The organism is Halpernia humi, assembly GCF_900108025.1.
Taxonomy (GTDB): Bacteria; Bacteroidota; Bacteroidia; order Flavobacteriales; family Weeksellaceae; genus Halpernia; species Halpernia humi.
Genome location: NZ_FNUS01000003.1, coordinates 285,437 through 303,440, shown reverse-complemented (window position 1 = coordinate 303,440; position 18,004 = coordinate 285,437). Strand labels below are relative to the sequence as shown.

The following is an 18,004-nucleotide window of genomic DNA, read 5'->3' as shown; positions in this document are numbered from 1 at the left end:
TGCTAAATAAAAAACAAATGATCTGTTTGAGGTTTGCCGCAATTGTAATTCAATCCTTTTTTATACATTTGATTTTATATAAAAGCATGACGATTGTATGACCAGGCCAGCCAAAATTGGGTGTATAGGTCTGATTTTGTCAGACATATATACAAGTTGTAAGCAAGCCTAAAGAACGACCGTACTCCGAAAAACAGACATCTGAAAATCAAACTTTGACATCTTAACATAAACTTACGGACTGACTTTGGCGACACACAATTCGACCCGAATGTTTTAAAAATTTTTCCTACCGCACATTTTAAAAAATAATTTTAACCTGCCTCACATTGGCACATTTGCAAAACCGCACAAGCCGACACACGACCCAAGTTTTGCAAAAGAGCCAATTTCCCATCTCTACAATGATACTTATAATCCGTAGACTTATTTACATCTATTCATCAACTTTGTACCCAAATTATAAAAATGGGTACAGCATATTCTAAAAGTGAAAAAGCCTATTTAGAACAAATAGGAAATCGAATACGAGAACTTCGTTTAGACGCTGATTTATCACAGGAGAAACTATCCTTCGCTTGCGACTTAGACAGAACATATATAGGTTCTGTTGAAAGAGGTGAAAGAAATATCTCAGTAATAAATCTTAGAAAAATAGCTCAAGCTTTAAATATTGAGGTATCCGCATTGCTAAACGTTGAAGAATGAACAAAGATTTTAAAATTCCACCAAAGTCAGTGAAAATGCTGACTCAACCAGAAACACTCGTAAAATATTTTTCTAAATTAATTGGACAACCTTTTATTCTAACTGGAAAAACAAGAACAGACGGTTCTAACATTCGGAAATTAATTGCTTCCACACTAGAAGAACAATCATTGCCTGAATTAGCAATTCTTGGACAATTTGAAATAGTTCCTCCTAAGGCTAAAGGTGTTCCTAAAATAACAAGAGAATTTATAGATACATATATAGTAACAAGTGGAACATCATACAACTTACAAGTTTGGAATAGAATTCCAGCAGCAGAAACACTCTTGATAAAATATGATTCAGGAGAAAGTCTAAAATGTACTGATGTAAGGTTTGTTTTTGTAAGAATTGATACGGAAAAGAATAAAATCGCTTCCGTTCTTATTCTTACTCCCGAATACATTGAACAGAAATTTGGAAAGTTTGGAAAACCGACAATTAAACACCAACTCTTAATTTCAGGTAAAGTGAGAAAAGAAATTTATGAGCGTGAAGATAAAATTCTTTCTTTTCCTGATTCAAACAAACTCTCCTATTATATTCTAAACGATTACGAACCGCCAAAATCGGGAATGGTTGAAGAACCAGACATCAAACAGCTATTTTCCATTGCGTTATTAAAGAAATTGGTCGCTGAAAAACTTATTGGCTTTAAATTAGATGCAGCGGCAACAAAAAATAGAGGGCAGGCATTAGAGAAAAAAGTCTTAGAATTATTAGGCTACGAAGTAAATGAAAACGACCTATTATATGGTGCTTTTCCCGACATTAGAAATCAATTATTAGAAGTAAAAGTTCAAGACAGTCCAACTGTTGATTTAGGCAAATTTTCACCTGAAAGGGAGGAGATTGTTATTGAAGATTCTGGCTTAACAACTTTTGATGTTCGGTATTTAATTGCATTAACTAATCCCAAAACAGAAATTATTGAGGGAATAATACTTTCTCCTGGGAAAAAATTAGGAGAGTTGTTTTCCTATGTTAGTGCTGAAAGCTATAAATGTCAACGTGCGATATCAATGACATTTTTTGAAAGTCATTACGGAAAGGCCGTATTTAATCCAGATTAAATACTGGTTCAACCCTAAAAGATTCAGCAACTTTGATTTCTAATTGGTTTTCTAATTTTGAAATTTCCAAAGTATCATTAGACTGATTTAAATCTTTCACAATAGCTATGATTTCTTTCGCCTTTAGCGAATCGAAATCTGGCAAAGGATATTTCTCGACATATTGGGAAAAGTACCTTCTTCTGCCTGAATATAGTTTGTTATTGAAAACCAAGTCGTGATATTTCGTCATTAATTTTGAATTGGCAATTCCTTGGATTAACAAAAGCTTATCAACATCTTCTTCTTTATTAGCTACAATCCAATAACAATTTCCATTGACTATTCTTCCATTAGTATCAAGGTAAAACCTAGGCTTTAAGCTTATATCGGGGAATACAAGTTTAGGATATTTCCATTGGTCAGGACGGTGAGGTACCCATAACTCAAACCACTGTCTTCCGGCATCTATAAGATATTTCCTAGCCCTTAATTTTTCTTCGTGTTGCACGAAGTACTTTTTTGCTTTGGGATATTTTTCAATATCAATTGTTTGCTTTTCACCATTAACAGAAATATGAGGATAAAGAACTTTTAATTCAAAGTTATCCGTAGCGGTCCAAGGTTCAATGTTTTCTTGTGAAATCAATTCTTTCAGCAGGTCATCTTCGGGTTTTGTTCCATTTAAATCTTCCCATTTGTCACTAATAAATACTTTGTCTGCCGTTGATTTAATTCCGACTTTGACCTTAAAAAAATCTTCCACACGGTTTTTGGCTGCTTTGTCAATTTTATAAACCCATTCAGATTCTCCGCTAGACAACATTTCCCAACAAGAACCCGAACCAATCTTGTATTTCAAATTACCTGATGATTTTTTATATCGCTTTCCGTTTTCTGTTACAAAATAACCCGAATGTTTGCTTTTCAAAACATCATAGACAGATTCTATAGGAGTTAATTCTCCATTATAGCCATTCAATTCCTCATAAACTTTAATGAAGTTGGCAGCAGAAGGTTTTTTTTGTTTTTTCTTTCTACCAATAAAGATTGCAGGTAACACAGCAGCATCAAAAAGTTTTGTGTCGCCTAAATCAATCAACTCCAAAATCTCATAATTTTCGGACAAATATTTTCTTATACTTTCTCCTCCTTTAGTTGATAAATAACGATTAGAAGTAATAACACCTAGTATTCCACCTTCTTTTAAACTCTCCGTCATTGAAATCAGGAAAGGATAATATAAATCTACTCTACCCTTTAAATTAAACTTCCGAGCTAGATTTTGTGCTTGTTCAGTACCTAGTATTTGCGTGCGAACATAAGGTGGATTAGCAATTACAACATCAAAAGAGTTATTAACTTCTGAAGTACTTAAAGCATCAAACAATGAAGGAGGATTGTTAGAGTTAGACACATCGACCGACATTAGAAAATCTCCGAGAATCAAATCAGTTTTCTTATTTGAGAGACTCGATAATCGAGTTTTAGCAAAATTCAAATATTCTTTGTTAGAGTCGAAACCAGTTAATGAAAAATCACAACCTCTTTCTGAAAGAACCTCTCCCATAGCAACTAGAAGTTCCGCTTCCCCACAAGCAGGGTCTAAAACACGGCTATGATTAGAGTTGACATAATAACCAATCCTTTCAGCCAAAAAAACTGAAAGTTCTCTTGGTGTAAAGGTTGCCCCAGTGTTCTTTATTTGTTCCTTGGTTATCATTACCGCAAAGATACTTAAAATCATCAAAAGAGCAATAGACAAACCGACATTTTATTAACAAACTTTGGTGTAAGCACATTTGCAATTCGCACCAGCCAATGCACAGACCAAAAATTGCAAAAGAGCTTCCACCTTTGCCACCCGAAGGAAAAATTATTTTTTAAAATCCCTTAACTCTAAAATTTTTAAAACAGCAAACACAAAAGCCCGACAGACAAAAAACAAAAAAATGATGGTGAGAACACAGAAAAACAACGACTTGACAATGACGGTGGACAAGAAGGCCAGCTTACAACATCACCTATACGCAAGCAGGGGTTTCGTGCTTCGTAGGACAGGAAAGTGGTAAATTTAAAGTTCGGTTCTTCGTAGGAAGTTCAGTGGTTAAAATCCCTGCCTGCGTATAGCTAAAAAACGTTGGCAACAATTTTAAAAAACCGTAAACGAAATATGAAAGCAAAGTATTTAGTATATCTCGTAATGATAAGTTTGATTTTAAGAATCCTGTTAAATCTATCCATACCATTAATTTTTAATAATACAAAAATAGAACCTTTAACTTTTGGATTTATTGGAGGAGGAGTTAATCTTTTAATTTTACTTTCTATAATTGGATTACTTATTAAAATTTTTAAATACCAAAACAAAAATGATTTTTTAAATTCTTAACTAAACAACTTCATATCAAAAAAAAATATACCTTTGTGATGTCAAATTAAAATAGATGAAAACAGTATCACTTAAAATAGATGATTCAATATTCGGAGAAACCGAAAAAATTCTTTCAAGAATCAGTATTTCTAGAAATAGATATATCAACGAAGCAATTGAATATTATAATAAAGTACAGAAAAGACAAATTTTAGAAAAAAGACTTAAAGCCGAATCCGAACTAGTCAAAAAAGATACAATGAACATTTTAAAAGAATTTGAAAAAATTGACTATGCAGATTAATCAATACGAAATTTGGATTGCTGACTTGAATCCACAAATAGGAACTGAGGCAGGTAAATCTAGGCCTGTTCTAATTGTTCAAACAAATTTGCTGAATAAAATATCGCATCCCTCAACAATCGTTTGCCCAATAACTACAAACGTTGAAGATGATTCTGATATTTTAAGAGTTCATATTAAAAAGGGAATGGCGAATTTACATGAAGATTGCGACATAATGATTGATCAAATTAGAGCAATCGACAACAAAAGATTATTTAAAAAAGTTGGAAAATTGTCAACCGATTTAATTGAAAAAATAAAAGAAAATATTGCGATTATCATGGACCTAGAATAAGTACGATCGCACAACAGCCGTTTAGCAATATTGCGAATTTTGTAGTAAGTTCGCGTTTACGTTTCGCAAGAATTTTTATCTTTAACAGAAAATATAAAGTTCCGAAATCCGCCACTGCGCCAAGCGCCAAACCGTGAATAACAACGCAAGTCTCCTATAATCTAAAACTTTACAAATCACTTATATTGTAATAAATTACAAAGAAAAACAAAGATAAAAGCATAAATAAAGTTATAAGAAGATTATAAACTATTTGATTAAAACCTTCCGAAAAATTGCTAATTTTTTTAGGCCTTGTTCCTTTAATGATAGAAAAAAAATAGAATAACGCATATCGAATGGTCATTCCAATACCTGAAAAAATAATAATTAAGATAGTATTTCTTGGCTGATTCCACATTTTTCAAAAATAGTAAAACTTAAAATAACTTGAACAGCAAACGCGCTTAAAATAAAAAATAAACTTTTTATAAAGAATGCAAAAGCAAGCAATTTTTTAAATCAAAAAATATTAAAACCCGAGATTTCTTTCGGGTCTTTTTTCGCTTAAAAATTAAACTACTTTCAAATTTTTTTAATTAATATTTTGACATAAATTTCTTTCCCAAAGCACTAACAATCAACAACATGAATTTAAACAAATTTGTAAAATTCCAAAACTTATGTATATTTGAATTAAACTAAAACAGAAAACAAATTGTACCATTCTAATATTTCCTCATTTTAAATCTATCAAAAAATGAAAATTAAACCTGAAGAATTAACACAAAAAGGCTACGTTCAACTTGATAGCTTGGGACACAAAGAACTTGTGCCATTTATACAAACTTACATGAAGAAAAAAACAAAATTTGCGCTGTTTTATTATGTGAGTAATTTTATTATTTTTGCGCTTGCGGGCTATTTTTTTATAGAAGGTTATAATTTGCCAAGCTATAAATTCGGAGACCGATTTTCTTATTTTTCTTTAGGTCTTGCCATCGCTTTTGCTTTAGTTCCTTTGCACGAATTTATTCATGTTTTAGCATACAAATCTCAAGGCGCAACAAAAACTTCTTACGATGCCAATCTCAGAAAATTTTACTTCATGGCTCTCGCTGATAAATTTGTTGCAAATAAAAAAGAATTTCAAGTTGTTGCACTTGCGCCATTTATGGTGATAACTTCTGCACTCATTGTCTTACTATTTTTAGTAAATTCAAATTGGATAATAACAATTGTTGGCATTTTACTCGCACACACTGCAATGTGTTCTGGTGACTTTGGCTTGCTCAGTTACTTTGAGTTTAATAAAGAAAAGCAAGTGGTAACTTACGATGACGTTGAAAATAAAATTTCATACTTTTATGGACAAACTGAAAAAATTAAAATGACTGTAGAATAAAGTTTTATTTGAAAAACAATTATAATGAACGCTCATTTTTACCAAAACGAATTCCAAAAAGTTGCCAACCAACTCGATAAAAAGATTTTAAGTAAAAAAAATCTTGAAGTGGCCGTAGTCAATTTTGTCGAAGATTCTCTGGTTTTAAAACTTTACAAAAAAGCTTGGGCAAATGATTTTGAAAATCCAATAAGCTCCGAATCCCGCATCTTCTTTTCCGTTTGGATAAGCGATGCTACTTTAAAAGAACAAAAAATTCTTTATAACATTCACGCTTTAAAACTTCGAAAATTAAATGGTTTTAAAATCGAAAGTAGAAAATTTGCAGATCTATTTAGAGCAAAATTTAAAGTTTTTAAACCGCAATGGGAAAATGTAAGTGTAGATTTTGGTCCTTTAACTTTAATGCAAGGTTGGGTCAATTTTAACTCTGAAAGCCTTGAAAATGATGTTTTAAAACTCGCCAATCAATTTTTTGAAATCGAACATTTAATCGAAGAAACGCTTTCAAATTTTAAAAAAGTTTAGAAAAAAATCTTTCTAATTATTTAATTCTTTCTTGCATTTTCTCCACCCAAACAAATGCCGCCGGACAAATTAAAGTGTTTTTTAACATTAAATTATTGATTTGAAAAACCTTCTTTCTATCCGTATGAGGATATTCTCTGCACGCTTTGGGGCGAACTTCATAAATGTTGCATTTGTTATCTTCGCCTAAAAACCAACAAGGTAAATCTTGCAAAACTTTATCTTGATCTTCATCAATCTGCAAAAATTTTTTTTCAAAATCTTTTGGTTTCATTTTGAGATGTTTCGAAATCCGCTCGATATCTTTTTCGGTAAAAAGCGGCCCTGTCGTTTTGCAACAATTGGCGCAAGAGAGACAATCAATTTCCTCAAAAACTTCCTCGTGCGTTTCCTGAACGATATAGTCTAAATTTTTAGGCGATTTCTTTTTTAAACTTTCAAGAAACTTCTTATGTTCTTTTGCTTTTTTCTGAGCTTCAGTTTTGTATAATTGCAAATCCATTAAGGTAAATTTACTTTTTCAAAAGCACTAATTTTATCTAAATCTAGAATCGTGGTTTTGTGATCTGCAGACGGCCGAAACATCGGTAAAAATTTTGCCCCAACTACTATTTCATCCGTTGTAAATGAAGTTCTTTGCACCACAGTGCTCGCAAATCCTTCATCAAAAGCACGAATTTGTACAAAAACTTCCACGTTTGCACTTTTCAAAAGTTCTTCAACACCACCGAAAAATGGAGAATCCTGATCAATTTTATGCACGACAGTCCAATTTAAAACCAAAGTACTAATTTTTGATAGTTCAGTTTTCAAAATGAAAAACTCTGTTTGAGAATCAGATTGGTCGCGATTACTAATTGCTGCGGTAATAATAACTTCAGCATCGGTAAGAAGATTATTTTTATAAGGCGCGAGCCGTAACATTAATGCTGTAACTCCTTGATATGGTGCAATTAAAGCATTTTCGCTAAATTTAAGAAAAGCGCGCGGTCGTGAAAATCGTCCGTAAAATAAACCTGTTGCGATAGCAAAAAATAGCAATCCAATAAATGCTTCAAAAGTGGCAACTAAACTTGCCAAAAAGCCGACTGGTGCAATTCTACCATAACCAACCGTGGTAAAAGTCTGTGAACTGAAGAAAAAAACATCCATCAATTCATCAAGAAAATTACTTCGATTAATTCCCGTAAGATGCTCAATACCAATTGTATAATAAATGACGGCAAATAAAATATTAATAGAAATGTAACCTAAAATAAGCAAAACAATAAATCTCCAACTGTTGAGATTTATCATTAGATGGTACCAACTATACTTTTCTAGCGGGTTTAAACCCGAGCGTCGAACATTGGGAATTCCATTTTCATTAAGAAATCTTCCAGAAGCGGTTGAACTGAAACCTGTATCTAGTTCTGGTTTTAGGCGGGAAAATCGATCTAAAAATCTTGACATACTGCAAAATTACTATAATCGCACGAAATTATAACACGAAATGTTTTGTGCTTATATTTAATCTGACTTTTTTTCCACATATATCACAAATTTATACGAAAACTGCGCGATATCATAAAATTTAGCTTTAAAGAATCCGTAAATTTACACGATGAAACAATTAGAAACGCGCGATGATGTAGAATTTCTCGTGAATAAATTTTATGAAAAAGTGGGCGCTGATAAAACAATCGGCTTTTTCTTCAATGATGTTGCAAAAGTAAATTGGGATTTACATTTGCCGAAAATGTATGGTTTTTGGGAATCACTTTTATTCGGAAGCGCTTCCTATAAAGGAAATCCGATGCGGGCACATTTTCCTATTAATGAAATGCAAGCCATGGAAAAACACCATTTTGAGCAATGGTTGAAACTTTGGATTAAAACTTTAGAAGAGCATTTTGAGGGTGAAATGGCAGAAGCCGCAAAAACAAAAGCTAGTAATATTGCCAATCTTATGGCTCATAAAATGAAAATGGCGAGACGCTAATCTTTTAAAATTGCCCTTTCAATATGCTTTTTCGCGCATCGTAGTCTAACTTTTCTATAGCATATCTCAACGTAGTTCGAGGCATTTTTTGATAATTTTTTTCTAAAAAACCGAGCAATTCTTGTTCATTTTTCTTTCCCATTTCTCGCAAAAGCCAACCATTTGCTTTGTGCATTAAATCGTGCGGATGTTCTAAATTTTTTAAAACGAACTTTTTAGTTAAGTGAAATTTCCCTTTTTTAATATAATGCATTGTAGAAACTATTGCCATTCTTTTGCTCCACAAATTTTCTTCTGCAGATAAAGAATCCAATATTTCATCCTTCTGATAATCAAAACAATAACTTCCTAGTATTTTATAACAAGACGCATCTACCAAATCCCAATTATTAATCTGATTTTTATTTTTTAAATAAAATTCAACAATTTCTTGTTTTTCAGTGTAATTTTTAGATTTTTCATATTTAGAAATAAGCATAAATAAAGCGCAAAGACGATGTTCATGAATTTTAGAAGACAACAATTCTTCCAATTCTAAAATAGAAATTTTTTTATAATACTCTTTTGCAATTTTTCTCTGTTCTGGTACGGTTACGCCAATAAATTCATCGCCTTCGCCATATTCACCCTTTCCTGTTTTAAAAAATTTCGGAAAAAATGCGGCTTTTTCAGGAATTGCCAAATCACGTAATGCTTCTTTAATTTCTTCTACCATATATTAAAAAATTGACTCTCCTGTTTGCGTGGTAAATTCTTCCAAAAATTTCATGCCTCGATAAGAATTCCCTTTAAGATTTAATTTTGGGCTCCAAACAGTGATGCAATAATGGTTGGGCAAAACGGCAACAATTCCACCGCCAACTCCACTTTTCCCCGGTAAACCAACCAAAAAAGAAAATTCACCAGATTCATCATAAAAGCCGCAAGTGAGCATAATAGCATTGATTCTTTTGGTTTTGCTAGAACTTAAAATTTCTTCATTATTAATTGGATTTTTCCCTCCATTGGCTAGAAATAAAAAGGATTTGCTTAAGTTTTCGCAAGACATTTCTATGGAACAAAGATTAAAATAAAGATCTAAAACTTCATTTGGATTGTTTTTAATATTGCCAAAAGATTTCATAAAATTACACATTGCCGCATTTCGGAAGCCATTTTCCATTTCACTCGCAGCCACTTTTTTATTATACGAAATATTAATTTCACCGGTAATATTTCGGATAAAATTTAAAATTTCTTGTTTCGGATTTTCGAAAATATCCAATAAAATATCACAAACTACCAAAGCACCTGCATTGATAAAAGGATTTCTCGGAATGCCATTGTCGGCTTCTAACTGAACTAAAGAATTAAACGCATTTCCTGAGGGTTCAACATCTACTCTTTCCCAAAGTTTTTCACCTAAATGTTTGTAAACCAATGTCAAAGAAAAAACTTTCGAAATACTTTGAATAGAAAATTTTTCTTTATAATCGCCTTCTACAAAACTATTTTTATCTAAATCTAAAAAAGCGACACCAAATTTATCCGCAGAAATTTTTGCAATTTCAGGAATATAATCTGGCACTTTACCCAAATTTTCTTTAGATAAAATATCTGTATAAATGCCGGAAATTATTTTAGCGTAGTTGTTTTGCATTAATATAAATTGAAATTTACCACGAAGACACAAAGATTTTCACAAAGATAATGCTGAATTAAGACACGAAGATTAAAAATTATTCTAACGTTCCATTTATAACTCTTTTTACACCATTTTTAAAAAGAAATGTGTTGAAATTAATCAAATATCCTAATTTGCAATTACTCAATTTTAAATAAGTTAAAAGTTGGGCCAAATGAACATCGTGTAAACTTTCAACTGCTTTAACTTCAATTATAAACTTATTTTCAATCATTAAATCGACTCTATAACCAACTTCTAATTTTACTTGTTCATAAATCAAAGGAAGTGATTTTTGCCTTTCAACAAGCAAACCCGCTTTTAAAATTTCGTAAAATAAACATTCTTCGTAAGCGTTTTCTAATAATCCTGGACCCAAAGTTTTGTGAATCTTTAAACCCAATTCAAAAACAATTTTTGCAATTTCATTTTCCGACATAATTTTATTTACAATTTACAATAAACTTTTGTGTCTTGGATATTACGCACTAAATCTTTGTGAAACGCTTTGTGCCTTAGTGGTTAAAAAGATTAAATCGCCTCTTCCTCTTCAAAATACTGAAACAGAAAATCATTATACGGAAATCTAGAAATATGGATTTTTTGCACTTCATCGTAAATCATTTTCTTCATTTCAGGAAAATTTTCTTTGGTTAAAGCAGAGATAAATACCGTTGGATATTTAGATTTTGCCATCCACGTTTTCTTCCATTCTTCTAAAGAAATATTTTTATTGGTTTCCGGCGAAAGATCATCTTCTGCCTTTTTCTCATAAGAAAAATCGTCGATTTTATTGAAAATCATGATCATTGGTTTTTCGTTCGCGCCAATTTCTTCTAAAGTTTGGTTCACAGAATGCACCTGATCTTCAAAACCTTCGTGGGAAATATCAACCACGTGAATTAATAAATCGGCTTCCCGAACCTCATCTAAAGTTGATTTAAAACTTTCCACCAATTGTGTCGGTAATTTTCTAATAAAACCAACTGTGTCGGTTAAAAGAAAGGGCAAATTTCCGATCACCACTTTTCTCACGGTTGTATCTAAAGTTGCGAATAATTTATTTTCAGCAAAAACATCAGATTTAGAAATGGCGTTCATCAAAGTAGATTTTCCAACGTTTGTGTAACCAACCAAAGCCACGCGAACCATTTTCCCGCGGTTGTTGCGCTGCGTCGCCATTTGTTTGTCAATGACTTTTAATTTGTCTTTTAGCAAAGAAATTCGGTCGCGGATAATACGTCGGTCGGTTTCAATTTCCGTTTCACCCGGACCACGCATCCCGATTCCACCTTTTTGTTTATCAAGGTGAGACCACATTTTGCTAAGTCTTGGCAAAAGATATTGATATTGAGCGAGTTCTACCTGCGTTCTTGCGTAAGAAGTTTGTGCGCGTTGTGCAAAAATATCCAGAATTAAGTTGGTTCTGTCTAAAATTTTTACTTCAATTTCTTTTTCTAAATTTTTGAGTTGTGAAGGCGACAATTCGTCATCAAAAATAATTGTATTAATGCCATTTTCTGTAACATAATCTTTTATTTCTTGCGCTTTCCCCGTTCCTACAAAAGTTTTAGAATCTGGTTGTGTCAGTTTTTGGGTAAATCTTTTTTCCACAGTTGCGCCTGCGGTAAAAGCCAAAAACTCTAACTCATCCATGTATTCCTGTAATTTTTTTTCGTCTTGATTTTGTGTCACCACGCCCACAAGCACGGCTTTTTCATATTGATGGTCTTTTTTATCTAACATATAACAAAGATAAGGTTTTCTGAAGTTGCTACTTTCAGGATTTTTATTTTTAAATTTACTTCAAATCGTGTTTCCATTTCAAAAAAAGCATTATAATTGAAGATAAAAAAACAATTACATTGGTGAGAATTATAGAAATACTGTCTTTCATAAAACCATAAACCAACCAAATTAATGTACTAATTGCAACAATCGTAAATGTTGCAACAGAAATGTCCTTCACTGATTTTGATTTTGCAGTTTTAAATATTTGCGGGACAAAAGTGATGCAAGAAAGCGAGCCTGCCACAAGTCCTAAAATTTCTGGATTCATAATTTTTTTTTAAACAAAAATACTAATCGAAACCGAAAACGCAATTTAAAATTTGATCCTTGATTTCAAAAATTAATATTATTTTTAAACAAATAAAAAATGGTGAAAAAATACATCCTACAAACTGAAAGACTCATCTTAAAACCCGCAGACATAAATGATTCCGAATTTTTTTTAAAACTTTATAACGAGCCACTTTTCATTAAATTCATCGGCGATCGGAATTTAAAAACAATCGCGGATGCAGAAAATTATATCACAGAAAAATTTCTGCCACAATTTGAAAAATTAGGATTTGGAAATTACGTCATCATAAGAAAAAGTGACGGCGAAAAAATCGGCGCAGTTGGCGTTTTTGTTCGCGACGGTTTTGAAATTCCTGATATTGGTTTTTCTTTCTTGGAAATCTATCACAATAAAGGTTTTGGTTTTGAAGCCGCAAATCTGTTAAAAAATTACGTTTCAGAAAAATTTAATCTTAAAAAATTGTCTGCAATAACAACTACAGACAATATTTCTTCTCAAAAATTAATTGAAAAATTAGGTTTAAAATATCTTAAAATGGTAGAATTTCCGGGTGATGAAGTTTTGCTGCGTTATTATGAAAATTAATTATTTTAAAATCTGCGCCGCGTGATTTTTAGTTTCCACTTTTGAAATAACTTCCGTACAAATTCCTTTTTCATCAAACAAAAAAGTCGTTCTCACGATTCCCATAAACTCTTTTCCCATAAATTTCTTTAATTGCCAAACGCCGAATTTTTCGCAGATTTCTTTGGTTTCATCGGATAATAAATCATATTCAAACCCGAATTTCTCTTGAAATTTCTTTTGGTTTTTTACCGGATCCGCGCTCACACCCAAAACTTCAAAACCTTGTTTTTTAAGTAAACTATAGTTTTCGTTTAAGTTACAGGCTTCAGCGGTGCAACCCGGCGTATTTGCCTTTGGATAAAAGAAAACCACTAATTTTTTACCAGAAAAATCTGATGATTTTACAACTTTTCCGTCTTGGTTTTGTGTTTCAAATTCTGGTAATGCATCTCCTACTTGTAACATATCTTTAGTATTTTTGTGTAAAGTTAAATTTAAAATGACAAAAAAACAACGGGCAGAAGTTATAATTACAGAATTAGAAAAACTTTATCCAGAAGTTCCGATTCCTTTAGATCATTCTTCGTCATTTCAACTTTTGGTTGCCGTTGCACTTTCCGCGCAAACAACCGATAAAAAAGTGAATGAAATTTCACCAAAATTATTTGAAGTTGCAGGAAATGCCTTTAAAATGAATCTTTTAGAAGTAGAAGAAATTAAATATTTAATTCAACAAATTGGACTTTCAAACACGAAAGCCAAAAATTTAAAAAAAATGGCCGAACTTTTAATAGAAAGACATTCAGGTGAAGTGCCACAAACTTTTGAAGAATTAGAAGCGCTTCCCGGCGTGGGTCACAAAACGGCTTCGGTTGTGATGAGCCAAAGTTTCGGTGTTCCTGCTTTTCCTGTAGATACGCACATTCACAGATTATTGAAACAATGGAAAATTTCTGAAGGGAAAAATGTGGTGCAAGTAGAAGAAGATGCGAAAAAGATTTTCCCGAAAAATTTATGGAATAAACTGCATCTTCAAATTATATTTTATGGTAGAGAATATTCTCCGGCGAGAGGAAAAGGGGAAAAAGATTTTTTAACTAAAATGCTATTTGACAAATAGTTAGATTGACATTTTAATGATTGACATCAATTCTTTGCCGCCATTTTCTAAAACTTGTTTTGCTAATTTTTCTCCGAAATTTTCTTCAGAATTATATTGAAATATTTCATCGGTTTCGATGCAATTTTCTCCATCAAGTGAGCAAATTCTTCCAATAAAGCGGACATCATTATTTTCATTTATTTCTGCGAAAGCGCCAATTGGTGCGGTGCAACCACCTTCTAACGTTCGGAGGAAATTGCGTTCGATTTCAATCGATTTTTGTGTTTTTGAATGAGAAATTTCAGATAATAATTGATTAATTTCAATTTTATCTTTATGCCCGCAAATGCCTATAACGCCTTGCGATGGCGCAGAAATCATAAATGGGAGGTATTCAAAATCTAATTTTAAGCCCATTCTTTTTAAGCCCGCCAAAGAAAATAATGTAGCATCTGCAACGCCCTCTTCTAGTTTTCTCAATCTGGTTTGCACGTTCCCGCGAATGTCGGTAAATTCTGTTTTTGGAAATTCTTTTGACCAAAAAGCACGTCGTCTTAAACTGCTTGTGGCAATTTTCAAATCCTTCAATTCAATATTTTTTGATTTTGAATTTCTTATTAAAACATCTTGCGGAAAATCTCTTTCTAAAACCGAAATTAATGTTATGTCTTTCGGTAATTCTGTCGGAACATCTTTTAAGGAATGCACGGCAATATCTATCTCGTCGTTAAGCAAAGCAATATCTAAATCTTTGGTGAAAACACCCGTTATTCCTAAAGTATAAAGCGGTTGCGAGAGATTTTTGTCGCCAGAAGAAACGATGGGAACAATTTCCGTTTTATAGTTTTTATTCTGAAGTTTTCTGGCCACTTCTCGTGCTTGCCAAAGTGCTAAAGGCGAATTTCGCGTACCAATTCTAATGTTTTTCATTAAACTCGTTTTTTGGCATTTCTACTAAAATTTCGTTCATCAGTTTGCTCACTTCTTCCGCTTTCCAAGGATTATCGATGATATATTTTGCAAAACGGTTGGTGATTTTTTGAATTATTTTATCAGAAAGTTGCATATCATCCACGTTCACATATTTGTGCTTGCGGTGAATTTGATGCATTTCATAATCCTCGATTTTTTTCAGTGACGCTTTAAATGAATGGATATTTGGGGCGAGTTTTCGCTTTTTCTCCCATTCTAAAAAATCTTTGGTCATCAGTTTTATAATTTCTTCTGCTTTCGGAATTTCCTTTTTACGCTGCGACATTGTTTGCTGGATCTGCGCTGCTAAATGATCGACGTTTACCAAACTCACATTTTTATTTTCCGTAATATTTTTTTCTACATTATTTGGTATGGATAAATCAATCACCAAAGTTTCTTTTCCGTTTGGGAAATGGGTTTTATTGATGATTGGTTTTTGTGCGCCAGTGGCCACAATTAGTATATCGGTTTGGTGTAATTCTTCTTCGAAATCTGCAAACGCTATGTGAGGAATTTGATATTTTTCCGCAATTTTTTCTGCTAATTCCGAACTTCGATTGGCAATTTTAATGCGCGGTTTGTATACGTGTTTTACTAAATTTTCTACGGTATTTTGCCCAATTTCACCCACACCTAAAAGCAAAATGTTTTTCTCTGAAAGTTGGCTTTGATGGTTTAAAATATAATGAACCGCCGCGTATGACATTGATGCCGCACCATTTGAAATACCCGTCTCGTTTTTTATTTTTTTAGAAATTTGAATGGCGCAATTAATGGCTCGTTCTAGATAAGGATTAGCGTTGGTTTTTTCTTTTTTAAACCGGTGATAGGCATTTTTTATCTGCCCAATTATCTCAAAATCTCCTAATATTTGACTTTCTAAGCCAGAAGCCACGCGAAATAAATGTTGAAGTGCTTCTTCTCTTTTGAGAATCGTTACAAAAGACATAAAGTCTGGCAAACTAACATTTATAGATTTGCAATAAAGTTCTGCAATTAATAAATAATTTGGAGTTGTTGTATAGATTTCGGTTCTGTTACAAGTAGAAACCACAAATGCATCACCAAGATTTTGCGCATGGATGTCGGCCACAAATACTTTGATATGGTCATCAAAAAAAGCAAATTTACTGCGGGTTTCCGCATCTGCTTTTTCATAACTTATGCTTAAAACGGCAAAGTTGCTAGTTTGATGAATTTGTGATTTTGAATCCATAAGAAATGCAAATTTAAGATTTTTATTCTTAATTAAATAAGAATCTATTAATGAAGCTTATGATTAAAATCAATATTCTCTTTGTTTAATTTACTCATTTTCAGATGTAAACCGATTGGTTTGATGTCGAAAAAATCGCTTGCTGCTGTGAAACCATTTTTTAAATAAAAATTTACAACTTTTTCTCTGGCATTTAACCAAATTACCTCTGCTTCATTTTTTAAATAATTTGAAGCAAATTGCAACAATTGGCTACCTATATTTTTGGCTTGATGAGATTGCGAAACCGCCATTCCGCGGAATTGCCAGATTTTTTCTTCGGTTTTCATGGCTGTTAAAATTCCGCCTAAAGTTTCATTTTCAAACCAGCCAAAATGGAGTGTTTTTTCATCATCGTCGCCTTTATAAATGTATTGATAATTGGGGATGTTTTCACCCAAAACAGATTTTCTAAGCGGATGAGTTTCTTCAGTTGAAATTAATTTTATCATTTAAAAATAATAAATTGATTAATAATGAGTTAGAACTTCAAAGATAATTAAGAATTTAATAAAAATTTAACCAAATTTCTTTTAATTTCAATTTTTAGAATGGTTCTAAATTTATATCTTTGTAAACTTAAATATACAAGAAAAAAATGGGATTATTTGATATGTTTACGCAAGAGATTGCGATAGACTTAGGCACTGCAAATACTTTAATAATTCACAATAATAAAATTGTGATCGATCAACCGTCGATAGTTGCTATCGAGCGCTCAACGGGAAAACCAATTGCAGTGGGAGAACAGGCAAAACATATGCAAGGTAAAACCCACGAAGATATTAGGACAGTGAGGCCGTTGAAGGATGGTGTAATCGCAGATTTCCATGCTTCTGAGCACATGATAAAGGAATTTATTAAAAAAATCCCTGGCATAAAAGGCAAATTATTTCAGCCTGCTTTACGTATTGTAATTTGTATTCCATCGGGAATTACTGAGGTTGAAAAACGTGCCGTTCGAGATTCTGCACAAAAAGTGAACGCCAAAGAAGTGCGATTAATTTATGAACCAATGGCAGCGGCAATCGGTGTGGGAATCGACGTTCAAAAGCCTGAAGGAAATATGATTATAGATATCGGCGGCGGAACTACAGAAATTGCGGTGGTTGCTCTTGGCGGTATTGTGTGCGATAAATCTGTAAAAATTGCGGGTGACGTTTTCACAAATGATATTGCTTATTACTTGAGAACGCACCACAATTTATACATAGGTGAAAGAACAGCGGAACGTGTAAAAATTGAAGTGGGTTCTGCAGTTGAAGAATTGGACATGCCTGTTGAAGACATCCCTGTGCAAGGGCGAGATCTAATTACGGGTAAGCCAAAAGAGATTATGGTAAATTATAAAGAAATTGCTAAAGCATTAGACAAATCAATTATCAGAATTGAAGATGCGGTGATGGAAACTTTATCGTTAACGCCTCCAGAATTATCTGCGGATATTTACAAAACTGGTATTTATCTTGCTGGTGGTGGCGCTCTTTTGCGTGGCTTGAGCGATAGATTGCACAAAAAAACTGGTCTTCCTGTTTTTGTAGCGGAAGATCCTTTGAGAGCGGTAGTTCGTGGAACGGGAATCGCTTTGAAAAATATGGATAAATTTAATTTCCTAATCAAATAATTAAATTCACTTTTTAGTTTTA

The 18,004-nt window shown here is 32.6% G+C and carries 23 protein-coding genes; 10 read left to right on the top strand and 13 right to left on the bottom strand.

What is annotated here, in order from left to right:
• Positions 1-468 precede the first annotated feature (468 nt).
• Both C4S29_RS08435 and C4S29_RS08430 read left to right on the top strand, forming a co-directional pair.
• Positions 469-708, top strand: coding sequence for a helix-turn-helix domain-containing protein (locus C4S29_RS08435; RefSeq protein ID WP_103913701.1), 240 nt, complete (start codon positions 469-471; stop codon positions 706-708).
• Positions 705-1,823 (top strand): nuclease, encoded by a 1,119-nt coding sequence (locus tag C4S29_RS08430; RefSeq protein ID WP_103913700.1) that lies wholly within the window; start codon positions 705-707, stop codon positions 1,821-1,823. Before C4S29_RS08435 ends, C4S29_RS08430 begins: the two co-directional genes overlap by 4 nt.
• Here the strand turns inward: C4S29_RS08430 and C4S29_RS08425 are convergent.
• Both C4S29_RS08425 and C4S29_RS14665 read right to left on the bottom strand, forming a co-directional pair.
• The gene (locus C4S29_RS08425) at positions 1,810-3,567 is read right to left on the bottom strand and encodes an HsdM family class I SAM-dependent methyltransferase (protein WP_146063289.1); all 1,758 of its coding nucleotides are present in this window, start codon (positions 3,565-3,567) and stop codon (positions 1,810-1,812) included. The genes C4S29_RS08430 and C4S29_RS08425 overlap by 14 nt on opposite strands.
• Positions 3,568-3,826: 259 nt before the next feature.
• Positions 3,827-4,051: a hypothetical protein gene (locus C4S29_RS14665; RefSeq protein WP_146063288.1), complete on the bottom strand. Its 225-nt coding sequence runs from the start codon at positions 4,049-4,051 to the stop codon at positions 3,827-3,829.
• A 198-nt stretch (positions 4,052-4,249) separates the two neighbouring features.
• Between C4S29_RS14665 and C4S29_RS08415 the strand changes: the two genes are divergently transcribed.
• From C4S29_RS08415 to C4S29_RS08395, 4 genes are all read left to right on the top strand, one after another.
• The gene (locus C4S29_RS08415; protein WP_103913697.1) at positions 4,250-4,480 is read left to right on the top strand and encodes a hypothetical protein; all 231 of its coding nucleotides are present in this window, start codon (positions 4,250-4,252) and stop codon (positions 4,478-4,480) included.
• Positions 4,470-4,817, top strand: a complete 348-nt coding sequence (locus C4S29_RS08410) for a type II toxin-antitoxin system PemK/MazF family toxin (RefSeq protein WP_103913696.1) — start codon at positions 4,470-4,472, stop codon at positions 4,815-4,817. The genes C4S29_RS08415 and C4S29_RS08410 overlap by 11 nt, the downstream gene beginning before the upstream one ends.
• 739 nt (positions 4,818-5,556) lie before the next feature.
• A complete protein-coding gene (locus C4S29_RS08400; protein ID WP_103913694.1) occupies positions 5,557-6,201 on the top strand; it encodes a DUF3267 domain-containing protein in 645 nt (214 codons plus the stop codon).
• Positions 6,202-6,225: 24 nt separating this feature from the next.
• Positions 6,226-6,729 carry a hypothetical protein gene (locus tag C4S29_RS08395; RefSeq protein WP_103913693.1) on the top strand — a complete coding sequence of 168 codons (504 nt, stop codon included), beginning with the start codon at positions 6,226-6,228 and terminating at the stop codon, positions 6,727-6,729.
• A 16-nt stretch (positions 6,730-6,745) separates the two neighbouring features.
• On the opposite strand, the gene C4S29_RS08390 is transcribed toward C4S29_RS08395, so the two are convergent.
• Both C4S29_RS08390 and C4S29_RS08385 read right to left on the bottom strand, forming a co-directional pair.
• Positions 6,746-7,231 carry a YkgJ family cysteine cluster protein gene (locus tag C4S29_RS08390; RefSeq protein ID WP_103913692.1) on the bottom strand — a complete coding sequence of 162 codons (486 nt, stop codon included), beginning with the start codon at positions 7,229-7,231 and terminating at the stop codon, positions 6,746-6,748.
• Positions 7,231-8,181, bottom strand: coding sequence for an ion channel (locus tag C4S29_RS08385; protein ID WP_103913691.1), 951 nt, complete (start codon positions 8,179-8,181; stop codon positions 7,231-7,233). Before C4S29_RS08385 ends, C4S29_RS08390 begins: the two co-directional genes overlap by 1 nt.
• A 151-nt stretch (positions 8,182-8,332) precedes the next feature.
• Between C4S29_RS08385 and C4S29_RS08380 the strand changes: the two genes are divergently transcribed.
• Positions 8,333-8,710: a group III truncated hemoglobin gene (locus C4S29_RS08380; protein ID WP_103913690.1), complete on the top strand. Its 378-nt coding sequence runs from the start codon at positions 8,333-8,335 to the stop codon at positions 8,708-8,710.
• Between the two features lie 4 nt (positions 8,711-8,714).
• Here C4S29_RS08380 and C4S29_RS08375 read toward each other — a convergent pair whose 3' ends face one another.
• The 5 genes from C4S29_RS08375 to C4S29_RS08355 all read right to left on the bottom strand — a co-directional run bounded on the left by C4S29_RS08375 (position 8,715) and on the right by C4S29_RS08355 (position 12,432).
• Positions 8,715-9,425: a DNA alkylation repair protein gene (locus C4S29_RS08375; RefSeq protein WP_103913689.1), complete on the bottom strand. Its 711-nt coding sequence runs from the start codon at positions 9,423-9,425 to the stop codon at positions 8,715-8,717.
• Positions 9,426-9,428: 3 nt separating this feature from the next.
• Positions 9,429-10,349, bottom strand: coding sequence for a glutaminase (locus tag C4S29_RS08370; protein WP_103913688.1), 921 nt, complete (start codon positions 10,347-10,349; stop codon positions 9,429-9,431).
• A gap of 79 nt (positions 10,350-10,428) precedes the next feature.
• Positions 10,429-10,812, bottom strand: a complete 384-nt coding sequence (locus tag C4S29_RS08365; RefSeq protein WP_103913687.1) for a GxxExxY protein — start codon at positions 10,810-10,812, stop codon at positions 10,429-10,431.
• 92 nt (positions 10,813-10,904) lie between these two features.
• On the bottom strand, positions 10,905-12,119 hold the full coding sequence (hflX, locus tag C4S29_RS08360) for a GTPase HflX (RefSeq protein ID WP_103913686.1): 1,215 nt from the start codon (positions 12,117-12,119) through the stop codon (positions 10,905-10,907).
• A gap of 55 nt (positions 12,120-12,174) precedes the next feature.
• Positions 12,175-12,432 (bottom strand): SemiSWEET family sugar transporter, encoded by a 258-nt coding sequence (locus C4S29_RS08355; protein ID WP_103913685.1) that lies wholly within the window; start codon positions 12,430-12,432, stop codon positions 12,175-12,177.
• Positions 12,433-12,531: 99 nt separating this feature from the next.
• On the opposite strand from C4S29_RS08355, the gene C4S29_RS08350 reads away from it, so the two are divergent.
• Positions 12,532-13,044 (top strand): GNAT family N-acetyltransferase, encoded by a 513-nt coding sequence (locus C4S29_RS08350; RefSeq protein WP_185116957.1) that lies wholly within the window; start codon positions 12,532-12,534, stop codon positions 13,042-13,044.
• Here C4S29_RS08350 and bcp read toward each other — a convergent pair whose 3' ends face one another.
• Positions 13,045-13,491: a thioredoxin-dependent thiol peroxidase gene (bcp, locus tag C4S29_RS08345; RefSeq protein WP_103913684.1), complete on the bottom strand. Its 447-nt coding sequence runs from the start codon at positions 13,489-13,491 to the stop codon at positions 13,045-13,047.
• Positions 13,492-13,525: 34 nt separating this feature from the next.
• On the opposite strand from bcp, the gene nth reads away from it, so the two are divergent.
• Positions 13,526-14,146 carry an endonuclease III gene (nth, locus tag C4S29_RS08340; protein WP_103913683.1) on the top strand — a complete coding sequence of 207 codons (621 nt, stop codon included), beginning with the start codon at positions 13,526-13,528 and terminating at the stop codon, positions 14,144-14,146.
• Here the strand turns inward: nth and hemC are convergent, their stop codons facing one another.
• The 3 genes from hemC to C4S29_RS08325 are packed head-to-tail and all read right to left on the bottom strand — an operon-like array spanning position 14,147 to position 16,810.
• The gene (gene hemC / locus C4S29_RS08335; protein WP_103913682.1) at positions 14,147-15,058 is read right to left on the bottom strand and encodes a hydroxymethylbilane synthase; all 912 of its coding nucleotides are present in this window, start codon (positions 15,056-15,058) and stop codon (positions 14,147-14,149) included.
• Complete coding sequence (hemA, locus tag C4S29_RS08330; protein ID WP_103913681.1) at positions 15,045-16,319, bottom strand: glutamyl-tRNA reductase; 1,275 nt, start codon at positions 16,317-16,319, stop codon at positions 15,045-15,047. The genes hemC and hemA overlap by 14 nt, the downstream gene beginning before the upstream one ends.
• A 47-nt stretch (positions 16,320-16,366) precedes the next feature.
• Positions 16,367-16,810 carry a GNAT family N-acetyltransferase gene (locus C4S29_RS08325; protein WP_103913680.1) on the bottom strand — a complete coding sequence of 148 codons (444 nt, stop codon included), beginning with the start codon at positions 16,808-16,810 and terminating at the stop codon, positions 16,367-16,369.
• 146 nt (positions 16,811-16,956) lie between these two features.
• Between C4S29_RS08325 and C4S29_RS08320 the strand changes: the two genes are divergently transcribed.
• A complete protein-coding gene (locus tag C4S29_RS08320; RefSeq protein WP_103913679.1) occupies positions 16,957-17,982 on the top strand; it encodes a rod shape-determining protein in 1,026 nt (341 codons plus the stop codon).
• Positions 17,983-18,004 lie beyond the last annotated feature (22 nt).

Bases quoted from the DNA above. Each gene is read 5' to 3' on its own strand.
- C4S29_RS08375 (WP_103913689.1), bottom strand. From the start codon at position 9,425: ATGGTAGAAGAAATTAAAGAAGCATTACGTGATTTGGCAATTCCTGAA.
- C4S29_RS08370 (WP_103913688.1), bottom strand. From the start codon at position 10,349: ATGCAAAACAACTACGCTAAAATAATTTCCGGCATTTATACAGATATT.
- C4S29_RS08350 (WP_185116957.1), top strand. From the start codon at position 12,532: ATGGTGAAAAAATACATCCTACAAACTGAAAGACTCATCTTAAAACCC.
- C4S29_RS08325 (WP_103913680.1), bottom strand. From the start codon at position 16,810: ATGATAAAATTAATTTCAACTGAAGAAACTCATCCGCTTAGAAAATCT.
- C4S29_RS08320 (WP_103913679.1), top strand. From the start codon at position 16,957: ATGGGATTATTTGATATGTTTACGCAAGAGATTGCGATAGACTTAGGC.
- C4S29_RS08355 (WP_103913685.1), bottom strand. From the start codon at position 12,432: ATGAATCCAGAAATTTTAGGACTTGTGGCAGGCTCGCTTTCTTGCATC.
- hemC (WP_103913682.1), bottom strand. From the start codon at position 15,058: ATGAAAAACATTAGAATTGGTACGCGAAATTCGCCTTTAGCACTTTGG.
- C4S29_RS08395 (WP_103913693.1), top strand. From the start codon at position 6,226: ATGAACGCTCATTTTTACCAAAACGAATTCCAAAAAGTTGCCAACCAA.
- C4S29_RS08400 (WP_103913694.1), top strand. From the start codon at position 5,557: ATGAAAATTAAACCTGAAGAATTAACACAAAAAGGCTACGTTCAACTT.
- nth (WP_103913683.1), top strand. From the start codon at position 13,526: ATGACAAAAAAACAACGGGCAGAAGTTATAATTACAGAATTAGAAAAA.
- C4S29_RS08415 (WP_103913697.1), top strand. From the start codon at position 4,250: ATGAAAACAGTATCACTTAAAATAGATGATTCAATATTCGGAGAAACC.
- bcp (WP_103913684.1), bottom strand. From the start codon at position 13,491: ATGTTACAAGTAGGAGATGCATTACCAGAATTTGAAACACAAAACCAA.
- hemA (WP_103913681.1), bottom strand. From the start codon at position 16,319: ATGGATTCAAAATCACAAATTCATCAAACTAGCAACTTTGCCGTTTTA.
- C4S29_RS14665 (WP_146063288.1), bottom strand. From the start codon at position 4,051: ATGGTATGGATAGATTTAACAGGATTCTTAAAATCAAACTTATCATTA.
- C4S29_RS08410 (WP_103913696.1), top strand. From the start codon at position 4,470: ATGCAGATTAATCAATACGAAATTTGGATTGCTGACTTGAATCCACAA.
- C4S29_RS08430 (WP_103913700.1), top strand. From the start codon at position 705: ATGAACAAAGATTTTAAAATTCCACCAAAGTCAGTGAAAATGCTGACT.
- C4S29_RS08365 (WP_103913687.1), bottom strand. From the start codon at position 10,812: ATGTCGGAAAATGAAATTGCAAAAATTGTTTTTGAATTGGGTTTAAAG.
- C4S29_RS08385 (WP_103913691.1), bottom strand. From the start codon at position 8,181: ATGTCAAGATTTTTAGATCGATTTTCCCGCCTAAAACCAGAACTAGAT.
- hflX (WP_103913686.1), bottom strand. From the start codon at position 12,119: ATGTTAGATAAAAAAGACCATCAATATGAAAAAGCCGTGCTTGTGGGC.
- C4S29_RS08390 (WP_103913692.1), bottom strand. From the start codon at position 7,231: ATGGATTTGCAATTATACAAAACTGAAGCTCAGAAAAAAGCAAAAGAA.
- C4S29_RS08435 (WP_103913701.1), top strand. From the start codon at position 469: ATGGGTACAGCATATTCTAAAAGTGAAAAAGCCTATTTAGAACAAATA.
- C4S29_RS08380 (WP_103913690.1), top strand. From the start codon at position 8,333: ATGAAACAATTAGAAACGCGCGATGATGTAGAATTTCTCGTGAATAAA.